Source organism: Bacteroides sp. AF25-5LB (assembly GCF_003602965.1).
GTDB lineage: Bacteria > Bacteroidota > Bacteroidia > Bacteroidales > Bacteroidaceae > Bacteroides > Bacteroides uniformis.
This window is the reverse complement of sequence record NZ_QTMC01000012.1, coordinates 140,290-162,539: the sequence shown is the minus strand read 5'-3', so window position 1 is coordinate 162,539 and position 22,250 is coordinate 140,290. Positions and strand designations below refer to the sequence as shown.

The 22,250-nt window shown below is 44.1% G+C and carries 10 protein-coding genes and 3 pseudogenes; 9 read left to right on the top strand and 4 right to left on the bottom strand.

What is annotated here, in order from left to right:
• Window positions 1–82 precede the first annotated feature (82 nt).
• A pseudogene (locus tag DWY57_RS14200) lies at window positions 83–799 on the bottom strand (DUF1016 N-terminal domain-containing protein); the annotation flags it as partial.
• A 24-nt stretch (window positions 800–823) separates the two neighbouring features.
• Window positions 824–2,063 (bottom strand): annotated as a pseudogene (locus tag DWY57_RS21370) (site-specific integrase).
• A gap of 325 nt (window positions 2,064–2,388) precedes the next feature.
• Here DWY57_RS21370 and DWY57_RS20935 point away from each other — a divergent pair.
• The 3 genes from DWY57_RS20935 to DWY57_RS21630 are packed head-to-tail and all read left to right on the top strand — an operon-like array spanning window position 2,389 to window position 3,216.
• The gene (locus tag DWY57_RS20935) at window positions 2,389–2,556 is read left to right on the top strand and encodes a hypothetical protein (protein ID WP_165491376.1); all 168 of its coding nucleotides are present in this window, start codon (window positions 2,389–2,391) and stop codon (window positions 2,554–2,556) included.
• A gap of 21 nt (window positions 2,557–2,577) precedes the next feature.
• Entirely contained in the window at window positions 2,578–2,985 is a 408-nt protein-coding gene (locus tag DWY57_RS21365) for a histidine kinase dimerization/phospho-acceptor domain-containing protein (protein ID WP_227186442.1), read from the top strand.
• Window positions 2,986–3,012: 27 nt separating this feature from the next.
• The gene (locus tag DWY57_RS21630) at window positions 3,013–3,216 is read left to right on the top strand and encodes a hypothetical protein (RefSeq protein WP_323802001.1); all 204 of its coding nucleotides are present in this window, start codon (window positions 3,013–3,015) and stop codon (window positions 3,214–3,216) included.
• A 107-nt stretch (window positions 3,217–3,323) separates the two neighbouring features.
• Here DWY57_RS21630 and DWY57_RS14180 read toward each other — a convergent pair whose 3' ends face one another.
• Window positions 3,324–4,283 carry a FimB/Mfa2 family fimbrial subunit gene (locus DWY57_RS14180; RefSeq protein WP_117599765.1) on the bottom strand — a complete coding sequence of 320 codons (960 nt, stop codon included), beginning with the start codon at window positions 4,281–4,283 and terminating at the stop codon, window positions 3,324–3,326.
• Window positions 4,284–4,634: 351 nt separating this feature from the next.
• Between DWY57_RS14180 and DWY57_RS14175 the strand changes: the two genes are divergently transcribed.
• Genes DWY57_RS14175 through DWY57_RS14165 form a run of 3 tightly spaced genes read left to right on the top strand, consistent with a single transcriptional unit; the run spans window position 4,635 to window position 11,374 of the window.
• Window positions 4,635–7,811, top strand: a complete 3,177-nt coding sequence (locus DWY57_RS14175) for a TonB-dependent receptor (protein WP_117964255.1) — start codon at window positions 4,635–4,637, stop codon at window positions 7,809–7,811.
• A gap of 45 nt (window positions 7,812–7,856) precedes the next feature.
• Window positions 7,857–9,539, top strand: a complete 1,683-nt coding sequence (locus tag DWY57_RS14170) for a RagB/SusD family nutrient uptake outer membrane protein (RefSeq protein ID WP_117599963.1) — start codon at window positions 7,857–7,859, stop codon at window positions 9,537–9,539.
• A 32-nt stretch (window positions 9,540–9,571) separates the two neighbouring features.
• Window positions 9,572–11,374, top strand: coding sequence for a hypothetical protein (locus DWY57_RS14165; protein WP_117599763.1), 1,803 nt, complete (start codon window positions 9,572–9,574; stop codon window positions 11,372–11,374).
• Window positions 11,375–11,508: 134 nt separating this feature from the next.
• On the opposite strand, the pseudogene DWY57_RS21560 reads toward DWY57_RS14165, so the two are convergent.
• A pseudogene (locus tag DWY57_RS21560) lies at window positions 11,509–12,858 on the bottom strand (glycoside hydrolase family 43 protein).
• 201 nt (window positions 12,859–13,059) lie between these two features.
• Between DWY57_RS21560 and DWY57_RS14155 the strand changes: the two are divergent.
• The 3 genes from DWY57_RS14155 (at window position 13,060) to DWY57_RS14145 (ending at window position 22,113) form a co-directional block, all read left to right on the top strand.
• Window positions 13,060–14,787 (top strand): cellulase family glycosylhydrolase, encoded by a 1,728-nt coding sequence (locus DWY57_RS14155; RefSeq protein WP_117964253.1) that lies wholly within the window; start codon window positions 13,060–13,062, stop codon window positions 14,785–14,787.
• Between the two features lie 246 nt (window positions 14,788–15,033).
• Window positions 15,034–19,092: a hybrid sensor histidine kinase/response regulator transcription factor gene (locus DWY57_RS14150; protein WP_117599962.1), complete on the top strand. Its 4,059-nt coding sequence runs from the start codon at window positions 15,034–15,036 to the stop codon at window positions 19,090–19,092.
• Window positions 19,093–19,230: 138 nt separating this feature from the next.
• Window positions 19,231–22,113, top strand: coding sequence for a TIM-barrel domain-containing protein (locus tag DWY57_RS14145; RefSeq protein ID WP_119961955.1), 2,883 nt, complete (start codon window positions 19,231–19,233; stop codon window positions 22,111–22,113).
• Window positions 22,114–22,250: the final 137 nt, after the last annotated feature.

Below are 22,250 nucleotides of genomic sequence, written 5' to 3'. Positions count from 1 at the left end.
TTGTAGCTGTGATTTAGTTTAAGTCACTTTGCATAATAAATTTGTTGGCATAAGAAATGTTATGCAAACCTTTACATAAAAGTTCCAGCAGGAAGTGTTGTAAGTTATCAAGAATAGATTGCTCCAGATCGTTTTCTGTTACTAAGGCACGTTCATTCAATTCTAAGAACTCTAAGGTAACAGGGGTGTTGATAACATCTTTAGGCTGTAATAAGGTCGCTTGTTGCTGTACTAAAGCGGAGAGGGCTTCTTTATTTTTGGATAGTCCGCTACGCTCATAGTATAAAGACGCTATTTGTTGTTCCAATTCTTTGACAGACCAGCAGCTACGAATTGTTTCCATTTCATAGAAAGCACGTTTTACCGGGTTGTCTATTTTTGCGATATGTTTTAAGTGGGTATAAGGTATTTTATTGAATATCTTTGTTGCTGGATTTATCCATTTATTATACTATTTATCAGATTGTTGTAATTCGGCACTTGCCGAGTGCCGAATTTCATTTCCTGCCATGATGTAGTGTAATACTTGTTCTTTCAGATGTGGATAAACAAGGTATAACCGTCTAAATTCACGGAATCTACGTTCATTCAGACCTTTTGTTTTCAGCCGTTGTTCCTGCTTTTTCAACAGTTGTTCACCGTATGTGGCACGGTCTTCTCCGTTCTGTTCGAATTCCACGATATAGCAACCCATAAACCAGTTACGGGAAGTAAGGGCAAGGTTTACAGCGTGTGCGGCTTGTGCCTGCAACGTGTTCTGTATCGTGCTGATATGTTTTACTAATGCTTCAAAGTTCATAGTCGCAAAGATAATCTTTTGTGGTTAAAACTTTAGTTCAGGCAAGCTGTTTATTGCTTCCTCTTTCAATTTATCCACCACACGGGTGTATTTCTCTGTATGCTTCAATCCGCTGTGTCCTAAAAGATTGGCTAAGATCTTGATATTTGCCCCATTGTTCAGAATGTTCACGGCAAAAGAATGCCGGAAGCAATGCCAGCTTATATGCTTGTCTATTCCGGCTCTTTTTACCCAACGCTTAACCGATTTGCAGCAGCTTTCGTATGTAGGCAAATCGAATATCAAACAGTTCTTATCTGCCGGAGCTTCACCAATGATAGACAATAGAACGTCATTCAAAGAAATAACCACACCTACTGGCAGAATGTCCCTTGGCCTTGCTTTGCTCGAACTTCAATAATCAGTTAGCATAATCCACATTTTTAAAAGTAAGGTCTTTTACATCGCAGAAGCGCAGACCGCAATACAGGCAAAAGATAAACGCTCGTCTGGCTGTAGGGTTTTCGTTGTTATAATGAAAAGCCACCAACTTTTGTATTTCTTCGGGCGAAAGCACATCTTTCCGAAGCATCTGACTATCCACTTTGCAGGTAACATCTTTGCAAGGGTCTTCCAGCATTACATCATGCTCTATTGCATAGCGAATAACTTTCTTGAAACGCTGGTAAATGCTTTTAGCACCTTCACCAATGCTTCGGGATTGCAGATAAGCTACAAACTGTTCCATCATTTCTTTGGTGATGAGTTCCGGTTTAATGCTACACTCATTCATGGGGTATTTCTCTTTCAAGAAGTCTTTGAAACGGCTAAGTGCAATTTGCACCATGCGAATGTCTTTCTTTGTATAACTGTTTATGTATGCTTGATAATAATCCAAGAAATTAACCGTCCTGTCTTTCTTTAAGCGGTAGCCAAGCATACTCTCCTTAAACTCCTGCTCACGCTCTGCGCGTATTTTTGAAGCGAGTTCCAAAGTTTCCTTGTTCTGTTGTCATTCAGCTGGAGTATGTGGCTTGTCTATCAGATACAGGCTAAGGTTTTCTTTTCGCCTGTGATGCTTGACTGCGAACTTTGGCTTTCCTTGCATCTTGCCACTTTCGTAATATACCTGATTGCCGTTTTCATCTAATACGGGCTTTTCCTCTCTACCTAAATAATACTCCAACTAAAGGCTGATTCTGCCATCCGAAAGTTTATTTTGCTCCAATTTCGGATTTTCTTTCGTTTTCCTATGATTTCTATGGTTTGTACCTGGTCTGGGCATGAAAGGATGTAGACAAATCTATTATAAATCAAAATTTTACAAGGGTTTTGTCTTTTTCTACTGAAACATAGCTGAAACATTTTTGTTTTGGGTTTCAATCCCAGTAGATGGGACCAACGTAAAAAGAGGCGGATGAAAAAAATGAGGGAAAGGAACCGGGAGAGGGGTATCCGCAATATTGGAAGGCATTCTTGATAATCTTCTCATTACAACAAAAGTGAAGAATGTAAATGATGAGATGCGCTATACTTTTGGGAATAAAAAGGCAGAGGAACTCTTTGAATATTCGGCCAAAGAGGCTATAGACTAGACGGATTTTGAAACAATGCCAGAGGCTGTAGCTTTAATTAGGAAAGAGGATGAAGAGCAGCTGGTCAAGGCGGGGATTCCGCAAGAGGGTATACGACGTTTTTTTACCAAGAAGAGCAAGGAGTGGTTTTCCTTCCAGAACAATAATTTTGATGGTCGCAAGTGGATTGTTTATACTGCTTAGGACATTACTGATTTGAAAATCATGGAGTGCAAGCTGTGTCTGGCCGAAGAGGAGGCTGAGGAATCCAACCAGATAAAATCGACTTTCCTAGCCAATATAAGTCATGAGATGCGTACTCCGTTTAATGCAATAGTCGGTTTTTTGAGTATTCTGGCCACGGGAGTGTCCGAGGAAGAACGGGTGGAGTATCTCAATATTATAGAACGGAATAATGAACTGCTGTTGCAGCTCATCAATGACATTCTGGATTTGTCGAAGATAGAAGCCAGCACATTGGAATATGTCTATGCCAATGTGGATATCAATAAAATGGTGTTCGAGATAGAGCAGGCCACAAGTATTAGGCTGACCAATAAAGACGTGCGTATGGCCACGGTTACGCTATTGCCCGGTTTGCTGCTGTATACCAACCTGCGCAGAATTATGTAGGTATTTAATGACTTCATCAGCAATGCGTTGAAGTTTACTGCTGCCGGTAGCATTACTGTTGCTTACGGGATGCCCGAAAATGGGTATATCCTTTTTTATGTTACCGATACCGGGACGGGGATATCATCTTATAATGCGCAGGGGATTTTTAATCGCTTTGTAAACTGGCTTCCTTTAAGCAGGGTATCGGACTGGGAGTGGCCATTTCGCAAAACATTGCGAGGGAACTGAAAGAGGAGATAGGGGGACGCAGTTAGGCACGGGCTCCACTTTCTGGTTCACGTTGCCTTTTTATAAGATGGGCGCACACCGTTCTATCTTTCCTTGATGCGGTAAGCTCAATCCAATGAAGGGACATCGATTGTCTGGCTTTCCTCGTTCCAGTTGTCAATGGTGAATTCTCCGGATGATTCTTCGGAAAAGATGTCTCCCAGAGTAAGGGTCAGAGTCAGTTTGGAGTTTGCTTTCAAAGGTTCGTTCAATGTTTGTTTGAAACTTTTTACGTTTCCGTTTTTCAGTATGATGTTCATCTGGAATTCTGATTTCCCGAAAGAAGGGAAAAGCATGACGGTGGCATTGCTCATTTGCGTACCGTCGATGGAACGGACTAGAGGGAAGGCTACTGTGCGCGGGCTTCCCTGAGGAACGGCAGTGTAGAAATTTAGTTCTCCGGCAATATTAGTGATACGCACTACCATGCTGTCGATGCTCGAACTGAGGATGCCGTTATTCTTGTCCTTGATGATTACCTTCAGTCCGGTCACTACCCGTTTAAGGGATGCTTTCAGGTTTTCACTTCCGACGTTGGCAGGTTGGACGGTATGTACCAAGTCGAATACCGGATAATAGGTTGTGTCCGCTTCCATTTTGAATAAGGAAAAGTGTTGCTGGGACATGTCTTCGCCTAAGATGTAGGCCGGGTCCCTCATAAGAGGATGTGCATAAATCGGCTCCTCGTATTTAGGGGTTCCCCAGTAAATCATGTTATAGGGACCTGCGGGTAAGGATAATTCCCGATTGACGCCATCGTTATAGAAAGTTCCGTCTTTAACTTGGTAGTAACCGTAAAAAGGGGTCAGCTTTCGGTTTACATAGTTCCCATAATAAATAGAGGTGCCCGCCTTACAGGGCATGATGGTCAGTATGCCGGTCAGCGGGCTTTGTCCGCTTTCTGTGGACACGTCCATCAAGAGTCGTGGTGATACCAACTCACTGCTTTTTTCTATCTGGGGCGGATTGTCATTGGTGCAGCTTGCCACGATTGCGGCAAGTACTGCAAATACTACTAATTTTTTCATTATCTGTTAAGTTTTAGGTTGTACTTTCCTGAGAACGTTTTTAGAAAGAAATGGTTCTTTGTATTCCGGAGAAAGTATATTGGGGATGGAAAAGTGAGATGAAATCAATTCCAGCATTGAGGGGGATGGGAAGAATCTCCCCCCCCCTCTTTAAAAGGTTTAGAGAAGGGATGGAAAACAAATTATACCTTTTTTAGTAACATTTTAGAAGCCTTGATTAACGAAATCATATACTTTTCGTAACAATTTCTCGACACTCTTTCCTTGTTCCTCCATACTTTTGTATCCAGGTTCTTTGCATTGACAAAGAGCGTTATAAAATCTTTGATATTAACTATTAAACAATGTACAATGAGAAAAACATTCTTGGAAAAGTGCATAAATTTGCATTTGTGCCGCATTGCATGGGTACTGTTGCTATTGGTACCTGCAATCAGTAGCCTTCAGGCTAATCCTTCTCAAAACAAGGCCGTTACAGGAGTTGTGACATCGGCTACGGACAATGAACCGTTGATCGGTGTCAGTGTGCAGGTGAAAGAAACTGCTACAGGTGGTATTACCGATATTGACGGTAAATTCTCTGTGAATGCAGAACAAGGGCAGACGCTGATTTTTTCGTATATCGGTTATCAAACCCAGGAAATTCAGGTTGGTGCTTCATCCGTTATCAACGTGGTTCTGAAAGAAGATACGGAAATGCTAGATGAAGTAGTAGTAGTAGGTTACGGTGTCCAAAAGAAGAAACTGGTAACTGGTGCTACGGTTCAGGTAAAAGGTGATAACATCGCCAAACTAAATACAAACAACCCGTTGCAGGCTATGCAGGGACAAACTCCGGGTGTGAATATCACTTCAACTTCAGGACAACCAGGTGCTGATATGAAGGTGACCATTCGTGGTTTGGGAACTGTAGGTAATTCTTCTCCTCTTTATTTGATTGATGGTGTAGGTGGCGATATCTCCACGCTAAATCCTGCCGATATCGAGAGTATTGACATCCTGAAAGATGCTGCCTCTGCAGCTATTTATGGTGCGCAGGCGGCCAATGGTGTAGTGTTGATTACTACAAAATCGGGTAAGGAAGGTAAGGCTGTAGTTTCATTGGATGCTTATTATGGTATTCAGAATGTGGCACGTAAAGCAAATATGCTGAATGCGGAACAGTATATGGCCATCATGGATGAACAAGCATTGAATAGTGGCAATGCCGCTTATGATTGGAACAGCTTCAAGTCAATTCGCGATGCTAATGGTAACATATATGACACGGATTGGATTGATGCTATGCTCAAGGATGATGCCAAGACGCAAAGTTATACATTAGGTGTGACAGGGGGAACTGCCACTTCTACGTATGCACTTTCTTTAGGTTATATGCAGCAAGAAGGTATTGTTGGTGGTGCTGACGTATCCAATTACGAACGTTATAACTTCCGTATCAACTCCGACCACCAGGTCATCAAAAACCTTTTGAAGGTGGGTGAACAAGTGAGTTTCGTATATAAGAAAAATAATGGTACAAATGTAGGTGACTTGTATAACAATACGTTGCGCAGCGCATTTGCCACTTCCCCGCTGAGTCCTATATATAGTGATAATAATCTGTATGATAGTCCTTACAATGACACTAGTAGTAGCGATTGGCACAATTCTGATGGTAACCCTTATGGTTCCATGATGACCAACACTAATAATGAGAACAAGGCTGCCACTTTCGCCGGTAATGTATATGCGGAGTTGACTCCGATTAAGAATTTGAAGATACGTACTGTATTCGGTGCTACTTATGGTTCCAGTGAGTATCGCAGTTATACTCCCCTTTATCAGTTTGACATCTATACTAAGAATACGGAGAATACAAAAGTAAACCAGAACATGACTCATGGTTTGACGATGGTTTGGACAAATACTGCACAGTATGATTGGACCTTGGGTGAACATTCCTTCAATGCCTTGATTGGTATGGAATCCAGCCGCTATGAAGGCACTTATGTAGGGGCGAGAAATGGTATCCTGAAAGAAGGATTTGATGATTGGGACCACGCTTTTGTCAGCAACGGGTCAGCCACTACTCCCGAGCAGGGATTGGGTGCAGATGGTAAACCGAATGATGAAACACGTACCGTTTCCTACTTTGCCCGTTTGGGATGGAATTGGAAAGAGACTTATATGATTAATGCTACTGTGCGTGCCGATGGTTCTTCCAAATTTGCCAGTGGTCATCGCTTTGGCTACTTCCCTTCTGTATCGGCAGGTTGGACACTGACGAACGAGGCATTTATGGAAAGTACCCGCGAGTGGCTCGACTTCCTGAAACTCCGTGTCAGCTGGGGACAAGTAGGTAATCAGAATATTGATAACTACCAATATACAGCTCCTATCAAGAGCTCTACTACCAATTACTTGTTTGGTACGGGCCTTGGCTCTGCCAATCATGTCTGGGGTGCTTATCCTAGCCGTCTAGCCAACGAGAATGTGAAATGGGAAACTTCCGAGCAATATAATATCGGTATCGATGCCCGTTTCCTCAATGGATGCTTGGGTATGAATGCAGATTTTTATATAAAGACAACCAAAGATTGGCTGGTACAGGCTCCTATCCTTGCCACTGCCGGTACAGGTGCTCCTTACATCAACGGTGGTGATGTAAAGAATACCGGTATTGAACTGGCGCTGACTTGGAATGATGAAATAGGTAAGGATTTCCACTACAACATTGGTGTCAATGGTACTTACAATAAAAATAAGGTAGGAAATATTCCTACTGAAGATGGCATTATTCATGGTAATACAAACCAGCTGTATGACAACTCTCCTGAGTTCTATCGCGCTTCCAACGGCCATGCCATCGGTTACTTTTGGGGGTATAAAACTGCCGGTATCTTCCAGAACCAGCAAGAGATTGACGACTGGATTGCTGCCAAGAACGGTGTGTTGCAAAGTGATGTGAAGCCGGGTGATGTGAAGTTTGTAGATGTAGACCATAACGGAATTATCGATGACAACGACAAGGTGGACTTAGGTAATGGTATGCCGGACTTTACTTATGGTTTCAATTTGGGCTTCGACTATAAAGGTTTTGACTTCTCGCTGAATGCTAATGGTTCTGTAGGTAATAAGATTGTGCAGAGCTATCGTAACCACACTAATAAGAAATCAAATTATACAACTGCTATCCTCAACCGTTGGACCGGAGAAGGTACAAGTAACCGTATACCGCGTGTGACTGATACTAACGTCAACTGGCAATTCTCTGACCTTTATATTCAGGATGGTGACTTCCTGCGTATTAGTGCCATTACGCTGGGTTATGATTTCTCCCGTCTTTGGAAGGGCAAAGCTATTTCGCAGTGTCGTGCCTATATACAAGTACAGAATGCACTTACTTTCACCAAATATGATGGTATGGATCCTGAAATAGGTTTTGGTCCGGAAGACAGCAATAAAAAGAGTTGGGTATCGGGTATTGACTACGGTTATTATCCTCGTCCGCGTACTGTGCTTTTCGGCGTTAATCTTAAGTTTTAATAGAAAAGAGTTCTTATGACTCATAAACCCAAAAACAAGAAAGAAATGATGAAATTCAAATTAAATATACTGGCTTTGGCATTGTTCGGCTTTGGGCTGGCATCCTGCACAAACAGCTTCTTGGATGTGGAATCGAAGACGGAATCTTCCACCGGAAACTATTACAAGACAGAAAGTGACGCTTATCGCGCTTTGGTAGGCTGTTATGACGGATGGCAATGTACTACATCTAATAAGGGAGTAGGTTTTTATCTGGCTTCAGAGATGATGTCGGATGAGTGTTTTGGTGCTACCGGTGTTGCTGATGGACGTAATTATCAAGTAATCGATCGTTTTGATCAGGCACAGTCTACATCTGATTTGAACATATACGAAACAGATTGGAAAAATTATTATGCCGCTGTTTATCGTTGTAACGAGTTGATTTCCCGTGCAGATGACATTAACTGGACGAGTGAAGCAACAAGAGGCACTTATATAGGAGAGGCACGTGCTATCCGTGCACTTTGTTATTTTGATATGGTTCGTCTATGGGAAAATATCCCTTTGTTGGATATTCCTACTACTGATAATATTTCGCAAGCAAATCCGGATGACGTTTACCAGCTCATTATCAGTGATTTGAAATATGCTGCCGAGAATATTCCGGCCAATGCCTATCCGAAAGCACAAGCTGCATCTAACGACGGACATATTACGAAGTATGCTGCTGAGGCTCTTCTGGCACGTGTTTATCTGTTCTATTCCGGTTATTATGGTAAAGAACCTGCTGGGCTTACTAGAGCTGAAGCTTTAGCAGGAGTGGAAGATGTGATTGCTTCCGGGGAATTTGGTTTGATAGATGAGTTCAAGAATCTTTGGCCTGCTGCTTCCGTGACTTGGACAACTAATAATGATGGTAGCCATACCAAGACAAATACGTATGCAGGGCGTGGCAATGTAGAGACAGTACTGGCTCAAAAATTCAACTATACATCAGACTATAATGGTAATGCTGATGGTAATGCTTGGCAGGTGATGATTGCACTCCGTAATTTGATTGCGGTGCCTTATGGACAAGGCTGGGGAGGCTGTACAGTCAATCCGAAATTGGTGAATAGTTTTCAATCTGGTGACACTCGCAGTACGGCGTCCATTATTGACTGCGAGGCTGAGGGCCTTGTAGATCACGATAATTTCTCGTTGCTCTATAATGACCAACGTGAGTATACGGGTTATGCTATCAAAAAGTATTCGCCACTTGCTATTTGGCAACAAGCTGAAGATGGTACTTGGAGTGAAATAAATGAAGTAATGGGAAAGGACATAGGTGCAGGCGAGTATCAACTTAGTCCATATCAGGATTTCATTGTAGTTCGTTATTCGGATGTATTACTGATGGCTGCAGAGCTCGGTAGTCCTAATGCCCAGAGTTATTTGGATGCAGTGCGTGATCGCGCTTTTGGTGGTGATACCAGCAAGCGCGTGACAGCAACAAAGGAGAACATCCTGAAAGAACGCATGTACGAGTTTGCTTTTGAAGGGTTGCGTTACTGGGATCTGCTTCGTCAGGGTGTGGAAGTTGCTGCTTCCGAAATTGCCGAAACTCGTACTGTGCTCAGTGGTGGCGTGGAAGACGTAGTGACTATACAGAGTAGTAAGGTTGTATCAACAAGAGGTTTGTGCCAAATACCTTATAACCAGATAAACCTTTCAAACGGTGTGCTGAAACAGAATGCCGGTTGGTAAATGGATGTATAACAAATAAAAAAATCTAAGGTATGAAATTAAACTATTATATCTATTCGCTTATAGCAAGTGTGATGCTAATATTCAGCGCTTGTTCCCCCGATGAATATGATCTGGGTGACAAAGGAGTGACATCTGATGATCTTGTGGAGGGTATTGCCTATACGATTACTCATGACTCGAAGAATCCGAACATTGTTTATTTGGAAAGTAAGTTAGGTGTCAATTACACTGCTTTGTGGGAGCATCCCCAAGGACGCAGCCAAGAACAGAAAGTGACACTAAAGATGCCTTTTGAAGGTACTTATACTGTGAAATTTGGTGTAGAGACACGGGGTGGTGTTATTTACGGTGAACCTACAACTTTTGATATCAGTACTTTTTGTGCGGACTTTGTAAACGATGAATTGTGGTCATTCCTTACCGGAGGTGTAGACAGTGAGAAAGTTTGGATATTTGACGATGGTTCCTATGGCTATGCGGCAGGTGAGATGACTTATGCTGACCCTTCAAAAACTACTGAATGGAATAATTGGGAAGCTAACTGGGATCCGGGCAAGGGACATACTGGTGATGATGCTATTTGGGCAAGTACAATGACCTTTGACTTGAAAGGTGGAGCTAATGTAAATGTACATTCCGAGTCGGTTTCAGGTACTACGGACAGTAAAGGAACCTTTATGCTGAACACAGAGAACCATACCATCACTTTCACAGATTGTGATTTACTACACACTCCTGGCTGGACTGATAGAAGTACAAACTGGAGAAAAGACCTGAAGATACTGGAACTGGATGAAAACCATCTGCGTGTGGCTGTCATGCGTGATAATAGTGAGGGTGCTTGGTGGTTGATATGGAACTTTGTCTCTAAAGAGTTTGCTGACAACTATGTACCCGAGGATCAGCCTGATCCGGAGCCCACATTGCCCGACGGATGGAAAGATGCTGTATCTCAAACAGTAAGTACCACTATTCAGTGGAATATGTCTGCTGATGTTCCTTTTGACTGGGCAAATCTGGATGGTAGTTTGATGAATAACTTTACAGCAGGCAATTATCCTGACTGGGCAACTCCAGTAGCAGACCTTGATAAACTCTCTCTGACTATGGATTCAAAGGCTATGACCTATGAATTCTCCATGCCCGACGGAACAACCGTAAGTGGTACATATACACTGGATGAAAAAGGTATTTATTCTTTTGAAAGCGGTGTGCCTTCTTATCATATCGGTGGTGGAGACATCATGTTCTTTGCCAATTCTGATAACCAGCTCCGTATTCTTCGCCTGGAGACTATGGCAGGAAATGTGACAAGTATGTGGTTGGGAGTACGTAATGGTGATAAGGAGGAATATGTTGCCTATCATTTTATTCCCAATGCAGCAGGAGGCTCTTCTACTCCCGAACCCAAAGCGGTGGTAGTAGATAACAGTAAGCTGGTGTTCGGACATCTCGAAGGAGAGAAGAATAACTTCCGTATTGAAATCTACAATGATTTTGGTAGTACTAAAAATGATAGTCCGGTAGACCTTTCTGCTCTGACGTTTGATTATTCTATGAAGCTGACTTTCAGTATCAGCGGATTGAGTGGAGATGCACTGACAAAAGAGTATAATGCAGGGTTGATGTACACTGCTCCTGGATGGTGGCCTTCTTACAGTGGTGAGTCCGATGTTAAAATTAAAGGAGACGGTACTTATACTATTACTTATAAGCCGGAAGCAGCCATTAATGGTGCAATCGTATTTGTGATTGATATCTTTGATATCTTCAGTGATATTACCGAACCGGATGCTGTAAAGGTAACAATAGATAACTTGGAGATTTTGTAATCTCCTATGGTGGACGATGCTTTCGTGGCGTCTGTTGTAATAGGTATAAAAGGAAAGGCTACCCGTGAAGGGTAGCCTTTCCTTTTAAATGGAGGATTATTGATCAGTTCAATTTCTGAAGAACGGGTATATGCTTATTTCTCGTAGTCGAAATATTCAAAATCTGCGTACGCCTCTGATCCAGTCGAGCCGGAAGCTGCATATAGGCCCAGCGTGATTTCCGTAAAGCCACCTGGGGTTTCGGTACTGATATAGCAGGCATTCATGCGTCCCATCTCCTTGAAATTCTTTCCGTCCGTAGCATATTCAAAGGAATATATGTCTTTGTCGCCTTTTACACGGAGTTGCACTTTACCTTGAGGCAAAATCACCTCCTTTTCTATATGGGTCATTGCTCCGAGACGGTAGCGTAATACTACAGCTTGTTTCCCGTCTTCCTGCTGTTTGACGAAAAGGTCATAGTGTGCAGGTTTAAACATATAGACCGTCAATCCGGTTTCATCTCCTGCAGAGGCTTTCTGTAGCCGCATGGAAGTAGTAGCGGTAAAATCGATATGTTCTTGTCGGCGGCCGACGAAGATGGGGCTTTCCTTGCTGTTATCCAAATTGACGGGAGTCGCTTTCAGCCGTAACTTGCCGGATGAGAAAGTGTAGTGTTCCGGATGTGCACCCATTCGGCTCCTAATTTACCATCTTTGAATTCTGTGCGGGTAGGTTTTTCTGCAAACGTTTGTTGCGGCAGGGTGGGAACATACATTTGCAGGGCAATGGTCCCGTCTCCATTCACTACAGGCCAGGCGTTGGTGGCCCAGCGCACGGGAGCGAGGAAGGTTTCGCGTCCTAATAGATGGTGGGAACCCGTTTGCGGGCGGAATGCCAAGTAGACCATCCACCAGCTTCCGTCGGGAGCCTGAACAAGGTCAGCATGCCCGGTGCCTTGAATGGGGCTGTTCTAGGCGTTTTTGTTAATGTGTGTCAGAATCGGGTTGGTGGGGGGCTTTCGTATGGGCCGTCTATCGTGCGGCTGCGGGCAATCGTCACCTTATGTCCATATTCCGTACCGCCTTCAGAAATCAGCAGATAGTACCAGCCGTCTTTCTTATAGATATGCGGACCCTCCGGATGGCGTCCTCCCGTACCGTTCCAGATGTGCTTGGATTTACTGAGCTGTTCGCCGGTCATCGGGTTGATTTCGCATAGAAAGATACCTATGTCGGGGTTGCTGACCAGATAACATTTACCGTCTTCGAAATAGAGGGAGGGGTCAATGCCACCTTGTTTCAGCCAGATAGGATCAGACCATTCACCAAGCGGGGCGGTGGTATGGACGATGAAGTTGCCTTTGTCCGATACATTGGTGGTAATCATGTAGAATGTTCCGTTGTTGTAGCGGATGGTTGGCGCATAGATACCTCCCTACTGTTGACCAAGTAGAAGTCATCGCCTACGCGGCAAACGCTTGAGTCGGGATGGTAGCCCGGAATAACCGGATTTTGATATCCCTGCTTGTCTTGTGAATTCCAGGATGGACAAACAGGCTACGCCTAATGTCAGCTATTGATTACTTTCTGACCCTATTCGGTAACAAATCATACTGTTTGGCATAACATGCTGTTTGGCTATTTCTCACTTTTTCCGCTACTTTTGCTATTACTTTTAACCATTATTTAATACCTAAAAACAACATGAAGAATATTATTAAAAGATTCCAGATTAGCTTGGTGCTATTGGCACTTTTCCTCTCTTCTTTTGTGAGTGCGTGCTCCAGTGATGACGAAACAGTGACTCCGGAAATTACTATTCCTGAAAAAATTCTGATGAATGGAATGACTTTCTCCAAGGTCGGAGGAACAAGTACATTGAACATCAAATCGAATGTTGCGCTGGAAGTAACCAGCAGTGCGCCGGATTGGTGTAAAGTCACTGCCGAGAACTCCACATCGAGCACTATCCTTAAATATGCGGTTACAACTGAAGCCAATACGGAACCAAGTGACCGGGAAGCAAATGTGATGGTGAAGTCCGGAGGTAGTGAGGTTGGCCATTTTATTGTGAAACAGACGGCTGCGGATGGACTGGTAGTTGAGTCGACTACTTTCCCGGAAAAGGTACCGGCTGAAGGAGGCAATTATATTGTGACACTGATAACAAACGGTGATGTACAAGTGGCGGTCGATAGTGATTGGATAAAAGAGGTCAGTACACGTGCTGCAATGTCAGAAGCTGTTAAGAGTTTTATCGTTTCAGTTAATTATGGAACTGCTCGTTCGGGACTTATCACTTTGACTTTAGGAACTTTGACAGAGACGGTTGTTGTCAGTCAAATGGCCGGTCAACTGCCTGATGAGGGTATGGAAAGTGATGCAATGACATTGGCGGCAAAGATGTATGCAGGCTGGAATCTCGGAAATACGCTGGAAGCTATTGGAGGTGAAACTGCATGGGGAAACCCGAAGGTTACGGCGGAACTTATCAAGAGTGTGAAAGAGCTTGGTTTCAATGCGGTACGCATACCTTGTTCCTGGGATCAGTATATAGAAGACGGAGGGACATACAAGGTAAAAGATGAATGGCTGAACCGTGTTTATGAAGTGGTAGGCTATTGTGTATCCAATGATATGTATGCCATTGTAAATATCCACTGGGATGGCGGTTGGCTTGAAAACAATTGTACTGCCGACAAGCAGGAAGCTAATAACAAGAAGCAAAAAGCTTTATGGACTCAGATAGCGAATAAATTAAATGTCTATGATGAGCATTTGCTTTTTGCCGGATGTAACGAACCCAATGTGGAAAATACTGCCCAAATGGCTGTATTGAAATCTTATGAGCAGACTTTTATTGATGCTGTGCGTGCTACGGGAGGTAACAATGCTGTGCGCAATCTTATTGTACAAGGACCGTCTACAGATATCGGCAAGACCGACAATCTCTTTGGCGACATGCCTACTGATGTGGTGAAGGACCGTCTAATGGTCGAGGTACATTACTATACCCCTTGGACATTCTGTGGTTTGGAGAAGGATGAAGATTGGGGGAGGATGGCCTACTTTTGGGGAGACTATAAAGTCGAAGGTTCCAACCGTAATGCTACTTCTGGTGATATGACTGAGATGAGTGAATTATTTGCTAAAATGAAATCTCAGTTTGTGGACAAAGGAATTCCCGTTATCCTTGGCGAGTATGGTGCAATGGTGCGTACCGGACTTGGAGAAAATCAAGAGGCTCATAATAAATCTCGCGAACAATTTAATGAGGTAGTAACTCGTGAAGCGAAAAATCATGGTATGGTTCCGTTTTTTTGGGATGGTGGTACGTTTGCTATGATTAAGCGTGCTGATGGAACGATAGGTGATAAATATACCTATGATGGCATTATGAGAGGTGCTAAAGAGGGTAAGTATCCATTTTGATAGAATATAGAACAGTTTTCTAAGTTTCATATAGATAGTTTTTATTAGGTTACAAAATTGTTAATATAGTTTTTTTTTGATTGGTTATGGAGAAGTCTGTCCGTGAGGAATGTACTTCTCCTTCTTTTTTCTGCCCATGAAACAAATGAGGGGGATAAAATGATAAAAAAAGACGGGCTTTTCTTGTTTTTTTTTCGGCTTTTTGCTTCATTTGCAATAAAATATGTGTTCCTTATCTCCGATAGAATGAAAAGATTGCTATTACTTGTCTTATGGGTTTGGGTAGCTTGCTTCACTGCCGCTTCGCACAACTACATGTTTAAACATTTGGAAGTAAAAGACGGGCTTTCCAATAACCAGGTTAATGCCATTTATAAAGATTCACATGGATTCATGTGGTTTGGCACAGCTTCCGGGCTGAACCGTTATGACGGCTATGATACCAGGATATACCGCAGCCTGAAGGATGACGGCAATTCGCTGCCGGATAGCTATATTGAGGACATTCAGGAAGATGCTACTGGAAATTTGTGGGTACGTACAGGAGCGGGATATGCCATTTATAACTCTGTATCCGATATTTTCGACCGCAATGTGGAGGGCTGGATGTGGCATATTGGGATAAGTGGGAATCCTTCCACTGTGTATATTGATAGCGAAAAGATTTTCTGGATTTATGTGGCGGGTAAAGGTATTTACTGTTATAAGCCGGGACAAGAGAATGCGGTGATGGTGGCTGGTACTGATACCTTGTTGACAGAGATGAACATAACAGACATGACGGAATGTAGTGAGGGAATCTTGTTGGCTTTCGGCAATGGAGTTCTGGCTTGTCTGGATAGGGAGAAGTTGAATGTAAAATGGACTTTCGACGGTATTGCCAGTCAATGGGGGAAAAATCAATCAGAAACTTTCACTTTGTTCGTTGACAGTCATGAACGTGTCTGGATGTATAGCGTTGAAGGAATGTGGGTTTACCATCTGCCGAAGAAAAGCTGGGAGGTGCGTTCTGTCAGGAGCGATCGCTCTAACATGGTACGGGCCATTTCGCAGGATAAGTATGGAAACATTTGGATTGGTAGAGACCAGGATGGAATTGAAGTGATAGGTCTGGATGGAGAGAGCGTGCGATTGATGAATGACCCTAATAATGAGCGTACGATTTCCAACAATACGGTGACTGTTCTCTATGAAGATAATGTTGGTACCATGTGGGTGGGCACTTATAAGAAAGGTGTTTCATTTTACAATGAAAGTAGCTTCAAGTTTGGCATTGTCGATTTGGGTGACATTAATTGTGTGGAGGACGGACAAGGGGATATTGTGTGGTTGGGGACCAATGACCGTGGACTGGTGCGCTGGAATATGGTGACGGATGAACGGAAAACCTTTTCGCATACGGCAGATCCCCGTTCCATTTCAAGCGATGTGATTGTCTGTCTTCTTCAGGGTCGTGACGGCCGGTTGTGGGCAGGAACTTTTTGGGGCGGACTGAATTGTTATGACGGTAATCGCTTTATCCATTACCGTGCCAACAAGGATGACAAGAACTCACTGGCTTATGACAATGTATGGGCACTGGCCGAAGACGCTGACCGGAATATCTGGGTGGGGACTTTGGGGCAGGGATTGCAATGCCTGGACCCTAAAACGGGAATTTTTACAACCTATTCTACTGGGAATTCCAATCTGGTGTCGGATTATATCTCATCCCTTTGTGTAGGGCGCAACAATACATTATATATTGGAACTGCAGCAGGCATAGCTGTCATGGATTTGTCCACCAGGAAAATTGCGAACTTTACCGGTACAAAGTCCGGTAAGACCACTCTCTCAAATTTGGTCATCAATCAGGTGTATGAAGACAGTAGAGGACTGCTTTGGCTGGCTACACGCGAGGGACTTAATGTATACGATCCGCAACGGGATGAAATACATGAAGTCCCCATAAAATCCGATTTCTCGAAACTACTGATATTAGGTATCACGGAAGATGATAATAAAGGAATGTGGGTCAGTACGGGAGGGGAGCTGATAAATGTGGTTCTGCTGTCGGACAATAAGACGGGACAGATTTCTTTTCGTTGTTATACTTATAACGATAAGGACGGGTTGCAGACTTGTGATTTTAATCAGCGTTCTCTTAAACGCCTGCATACGGGTGAAATCGTAGTAGGAGGACTGTATGGACTGAACCGTTTCAGACCTGATAACATAAAGTACAACCGTACACTACCTAAAGTAATGTTTACCGGATTTCAACTGTTCAATGAGGATGTAAAGGTGAACGAAGAGTATGCAGGCCATGTGATATTGAAGGAGGCGCTGAATGAAACGAAGGAAGTGGTGCTGACTTATAAGCAGAACGTATTTACGGTGTTTTTCGCTTCGGACAATTATGTGTTACCGGAAAAGACGAGGTATCTTTATAAGTTGGAGGGATTCAATGAGGACTGGTTGACGAGCATGTCCGATATGCACCGTGTGACCTATACGAATCTGGCTCCCGGTACGTATGAGCTGAAAGTAAAGGCTACGAATAGCGACGGATATGCAGGTACTGAAGAGGCTTGCTTGAAGATAGTGATTCTTCCGCCTTTTTGGATGACTCCATGGGCATACACTTGTTATGTGCTGTTATTGCTCGGTAGTTTGTTTCTGGCTTTCTATACGGTGCAGCGTAGGGAGCGTAACAAATTCAAGATACGCCAGATGGAGCGGGATGCCAAAAAGAACGAGGAAGTTAACCAGATGAAATTCCGTTTCTTCACGAATGTCAGCCATGAATTGCGCACTCCGTTGACGCTGATTATCTCGCCGTTGGAGAGTATGATGAAGGAGACGGCAGATGAAAAATGGCAAGACAAACTGGGTATGATTCACCGCAATGCATTGCGTCTGCTGAATTTGGTGAACCAGCTGCTTGATTTCCGTAAGAATGAGATGGCGGGTTTGCACCTTACTCTTTCCGAAGGAGACATTGTGGCGTATGTACGTAATATCTGTAGCTCTTTTCTGATGCTTTCGGAAAAAAAACATGTGCACCTTACTTTCTTTTCGGCGGTGGAATGGCTGAATATGTCCTTTGACGAAGACAAGGTGGGCAAGATTGTGATGAACCTTCTGTCCAATGCCTTTAAGTTTACTCCTAATGGCGGGAGGGTGGATGTTTCGTTGGAAGTGCTGAAGGGCTCTCCGGAAACTCTGGAAATCAAAGTATCCGATACGGGGATAGGAGTCAAGGATGAAGACAAGGAAAGGATATTCGAACGGTTCTATCAAGCGGAGCACGAAGGGGAGGATAATCATTCCACCGGAAGCGGTATCGGGCTAAGCTTGGTGCGTGATTTTGTGACGCTCCATGGTGGTGCTGTGCGTGTGTTCGACAATGTGGGTTCGGGCAGCGTATTTGTAGTGGATATTCCTATCAAGCATTCGGTGGTGAATGTTGCTACGCCTTTGTCGGAAGAAGCGGCCGAAGAAGATGCGGTTGCGCTGGAAGTGATTGGGGGGACAAATCGGGAAAAGGAAGAATCGGCCGGAGAAAAGAAGAAGCCCTTGGTGCTTATTGTGGATGATAACGAAGATTTTGTTGCCTTCATGAAAGACAGCTTGAGTCTTTATTTCTCCATTCAAGTAGCTGCCAACGGACAAGAAGCATGGAATGTCATCCCGGAGCTGAAGCCCGACCTTATTGTCAGTGACTTGATGATGCCCGTAATGGATGGCAACGAACTTTGCCGCAGGGTAAAGACGGACAAGCATACGGAGAATATACCTTTTGTGTTGCTGACTGCCAAACAGTCGGTAGAGAATAAAGTAGAGGGCTTGACTATCGGTGCGGATGATTATGTGACGAAGCCGTTTAATATGGAAGTGCTGATATTGCGTATGCGAAAGCTGATAGACCTTAGCGGTAAGAATAGGCTGCGTACAAAGATTGACCCCGAACCAAGTGAAATAGCCATTACTTCGTTGGATGAAAAGCTGGTGGAAAATGCTATCAAATATGTGGAAGCGAATATTGCACGTAGTGATTTGTCCGTAGAGGAGCTGAGCCATGAGTTGGGTATGAGCCGGGTACATCTTTACAAGAAACTCTTGCAGATAACCGGTAAGACACCCATTGAATTTATCCGTGTCATCCGTCTGAAAAGAGCGGCGCAGATGCTGCGCGAGAGTCAGCAAAATGTATCGGAGATAGCGTATCAGTTGGGCTTTAACAACCCCAAGTATTTCAGCAAATATTTCAAGGATGAATTCGGTGTTTTGCCCTCTGTTTATCAGGAAAGAGAGGGTAAATAACAAAAGATACCCCTTACGGAAACATATTGTCTTTTAGGGTAATCAAAAGCGCCCTTGTGTTTCAACATCGGGGGGACCCGTTTTTGAAGGAAACTTTCTATTTTTACATCGGAGAAAATTCACTTTAAAAACAGTAATATGAAATTGAAAAACACTTCAGTTTATTTGCTTGCCGGATGGATGCTCGCCGCATGTTCCGGAGGCGGATTCCAAAAGACCGAGAACGGTGTTGTTGTGGAAGTCAAGCAGCAGCAACCGACGGATGTGCGTAAAGTAAGATTAGAAGTAATGGGCGAGAAGCTCATTCATGTATCGGCTACTCCTGAGAAGGAATTTTCAAAGGAGCAGAGTCTCATTGTGATCCCTCAACAGAATAAGACCGACTTTAAGGTCGAAGAGCAGGGCGATGAAGTGACTGTCAAGACATCGGAATTATGTGCCATTGTGTCCAAGACAACGGGTGAGGTACGCTTCACGGATGCTGACGGCAAGCAGATTCTGGCTGAAGACTCTGACGGGCGGACCTTTACTCCGGTGGAAGTGGAAGGTACGAAAGGATATACAGTACGTCAAGTATTCCAGTCGGCAGGCAATGATGAGGCTTTCTATGGCTTGGGCCAGCACCAGGCGGATGAGTTCAACTATAAAGGTAAGAATGAGGAACTGTTCCAGTATAATACAAAGGTGTCTGTACCCTTCATTGTGTCTAATAAGAACTACGGTGTGCTTTGGGACAGCTATTCGCTCTGCCGTTTCGGTGACCCGCGCGATTACTCACAGCTGGGTGATGTCTTCAAACTTTATGATAAAGAGGGCAAGGAAGGTGCTTTGACCGGTACATATATTCCGGGCAAGAAAGACGTGGAAACCCTTGTACGTCGTGAGGATTCTCTTTATTTTGAACATCTGGACCGTGCCGCACATCTGAGTAAGGTGATTAATTTGCCTGAGGAGTTCCCGTTCGGAGGGTCCGACGTAGTTTATGAGGGAGAAATAGAACCGGCAGAAAGCGGCTTGTTCCGCTTCATCCTTTACTATGCAGGCTACATGAAAGTATATATTGATAATGAGTTGGTGGTTCCCGAACGTTGGCGTACGGCTTGGAATCCTAATAGCTATAAGTTTGCTGTCAATCTGGAAGCGGGCAAGCGCGTTCCGTTGAAGATAGAATGGAAGCCTGACGCCGGAATTTCTTACTGCGGTCTGCGGGCATTGAGTCCGGTGGCTGATGAAGAACAGAACAAACTCTCCTGGTGGGGTGAAATGCAGAATGAAATAGACTACTATTTCGTTTATGGTGATGATATGGACGATGTGATTAGCGGCTACCGTACATTGACAGGTAAATCCCAGATTATGCCGAAATGGGCGATGGGTTACTGGCAGAGCCGTGAGAAGTACAATACGCGTGAGGAGGTTCTCTCCACCTTGAAGGAATTCCGTGAACGTCAGATTCCTATCGACAATATCGTAATCGACTGGCTGCACTGGAAGCAGGATTCTTGGGGAAGCCATGAGTTCGACCCCGAACGTTTCCCCGATCCGAAAGGAATGGTCGACTCCATCCACGCCATGAATGGACGTTTGATGATTTCCGTATGGCCCAAGTTCTATGCTACGACCGAACACTTCAAGGAATTTGACGAAAAAGGCTGGATATACCAGCAGGCTATTAAAGACAGTATTAAAGACTGGGTAGGTCCCGGCTATCTGGGCTCTTTCTATGACGCATACGATGCCGATGCACGCAAGCTCTTCTGGAAGCAGATGCAAGACCATTACTATCCTCTCGGCATAGATGCCTGGTGGATGGATGCCAGCGAACCGAACATACGCGACTGTACGGATTTGCAATACCGCAAGGACCTTTGCGGTCCGACAGCACTCGGCCCCTCTGCCAAGTTCTTCAATGCATACGCGCTGATGAATGCCGAAGCTATCTATGACGGACAGCGCGGCGTGGAACCGGATAAACGCGTCTTCTTGTTAACACGTTCCGGCTTTGCAGGATTGCAACGCTATTCTACTGCCACCTGGAGTGGTGACATCGCTACCCGTTGGGAAGATATGAAAGCACAAATCTCTGCCGGCCTGAACTTTGCTGTCAGCGGTATCCCTTATTGGACTATGGACATCGGCGGATTCTGTGTAGAGAACCGTTATGTGGCTGGTCAGATGGAATTCAACAAGACTGGACGTGAAAATGCTGATTATAAGGAATGGAGAGAGTTGAATACCCGTTGGTATCAGTTCGGCGCTTTCTGCCCGTTGTTCCGTGCACACGGCCAGTATCCGTACCGTGAGGTTTGGAATATCGCTCCGGCAGGACATCCGTGCTACAACTCCATCGTTTATTATACGAAGTTGCGTTACAACATGATGCCGTATATCTATTCTTTGGCAGGTATGACTTATTTCAATGATTATACCATCATGCGTCCGCTCGTAATGGACTTCACAGCTGATGCAAACGTCAACAATATAGGTGACCAGTTCATGTTCGGTTCTGCCCTGATGGTGGCTCCGGTTTACGAATACGGTGCACGCAACCGCGAGGTTTATTTCCCGGCAAGCTGCGGTTGGTATGACTTCTACTCCGGCAAGTATGTGGACGGTGGCCAGAAGCTGACAGTGTATGCTCCTTATGAACGTATTCCGCTCTACGTTTGCGAAGGTGCCATTGTACCTTATGGTCCGGATATGCAATACAGTGATGAAAAACCGGCTTCGGAAATCACACTCTATGTCTATACGGGTAAGGACGGTGCATTTACACTCTATGAAGATGAAGGTGTGAACTATAATTACGAGAAGGGACAATATGCCACTATACCTTTTGCTTATAACGATGCTGAAGGTACACTGGTTATCGGTGACCGTACGGGTGACTTCCCTGGTATGCTGAAGGAACGTACTTTCAATGTAGTGAAGGTAAGCAAAGATCAGCCGCAACCGTTCGATTTAAAGGCGAAAGGCACAACAGTGAAGTATGCCGGAAAAGCGCAAACTATAAAATTATAATCAGAATGATAGACGACGGTGCCAGGGAGAGAAATCTTCCGGGTGCCGGTCTCGTTGTTCCCCGGTGCCAGAAACTTCCCTGCTTCTGAATAGCTGTAAGAGAGGAATAGGCACTCGATAATCTTTTAGATATTTAT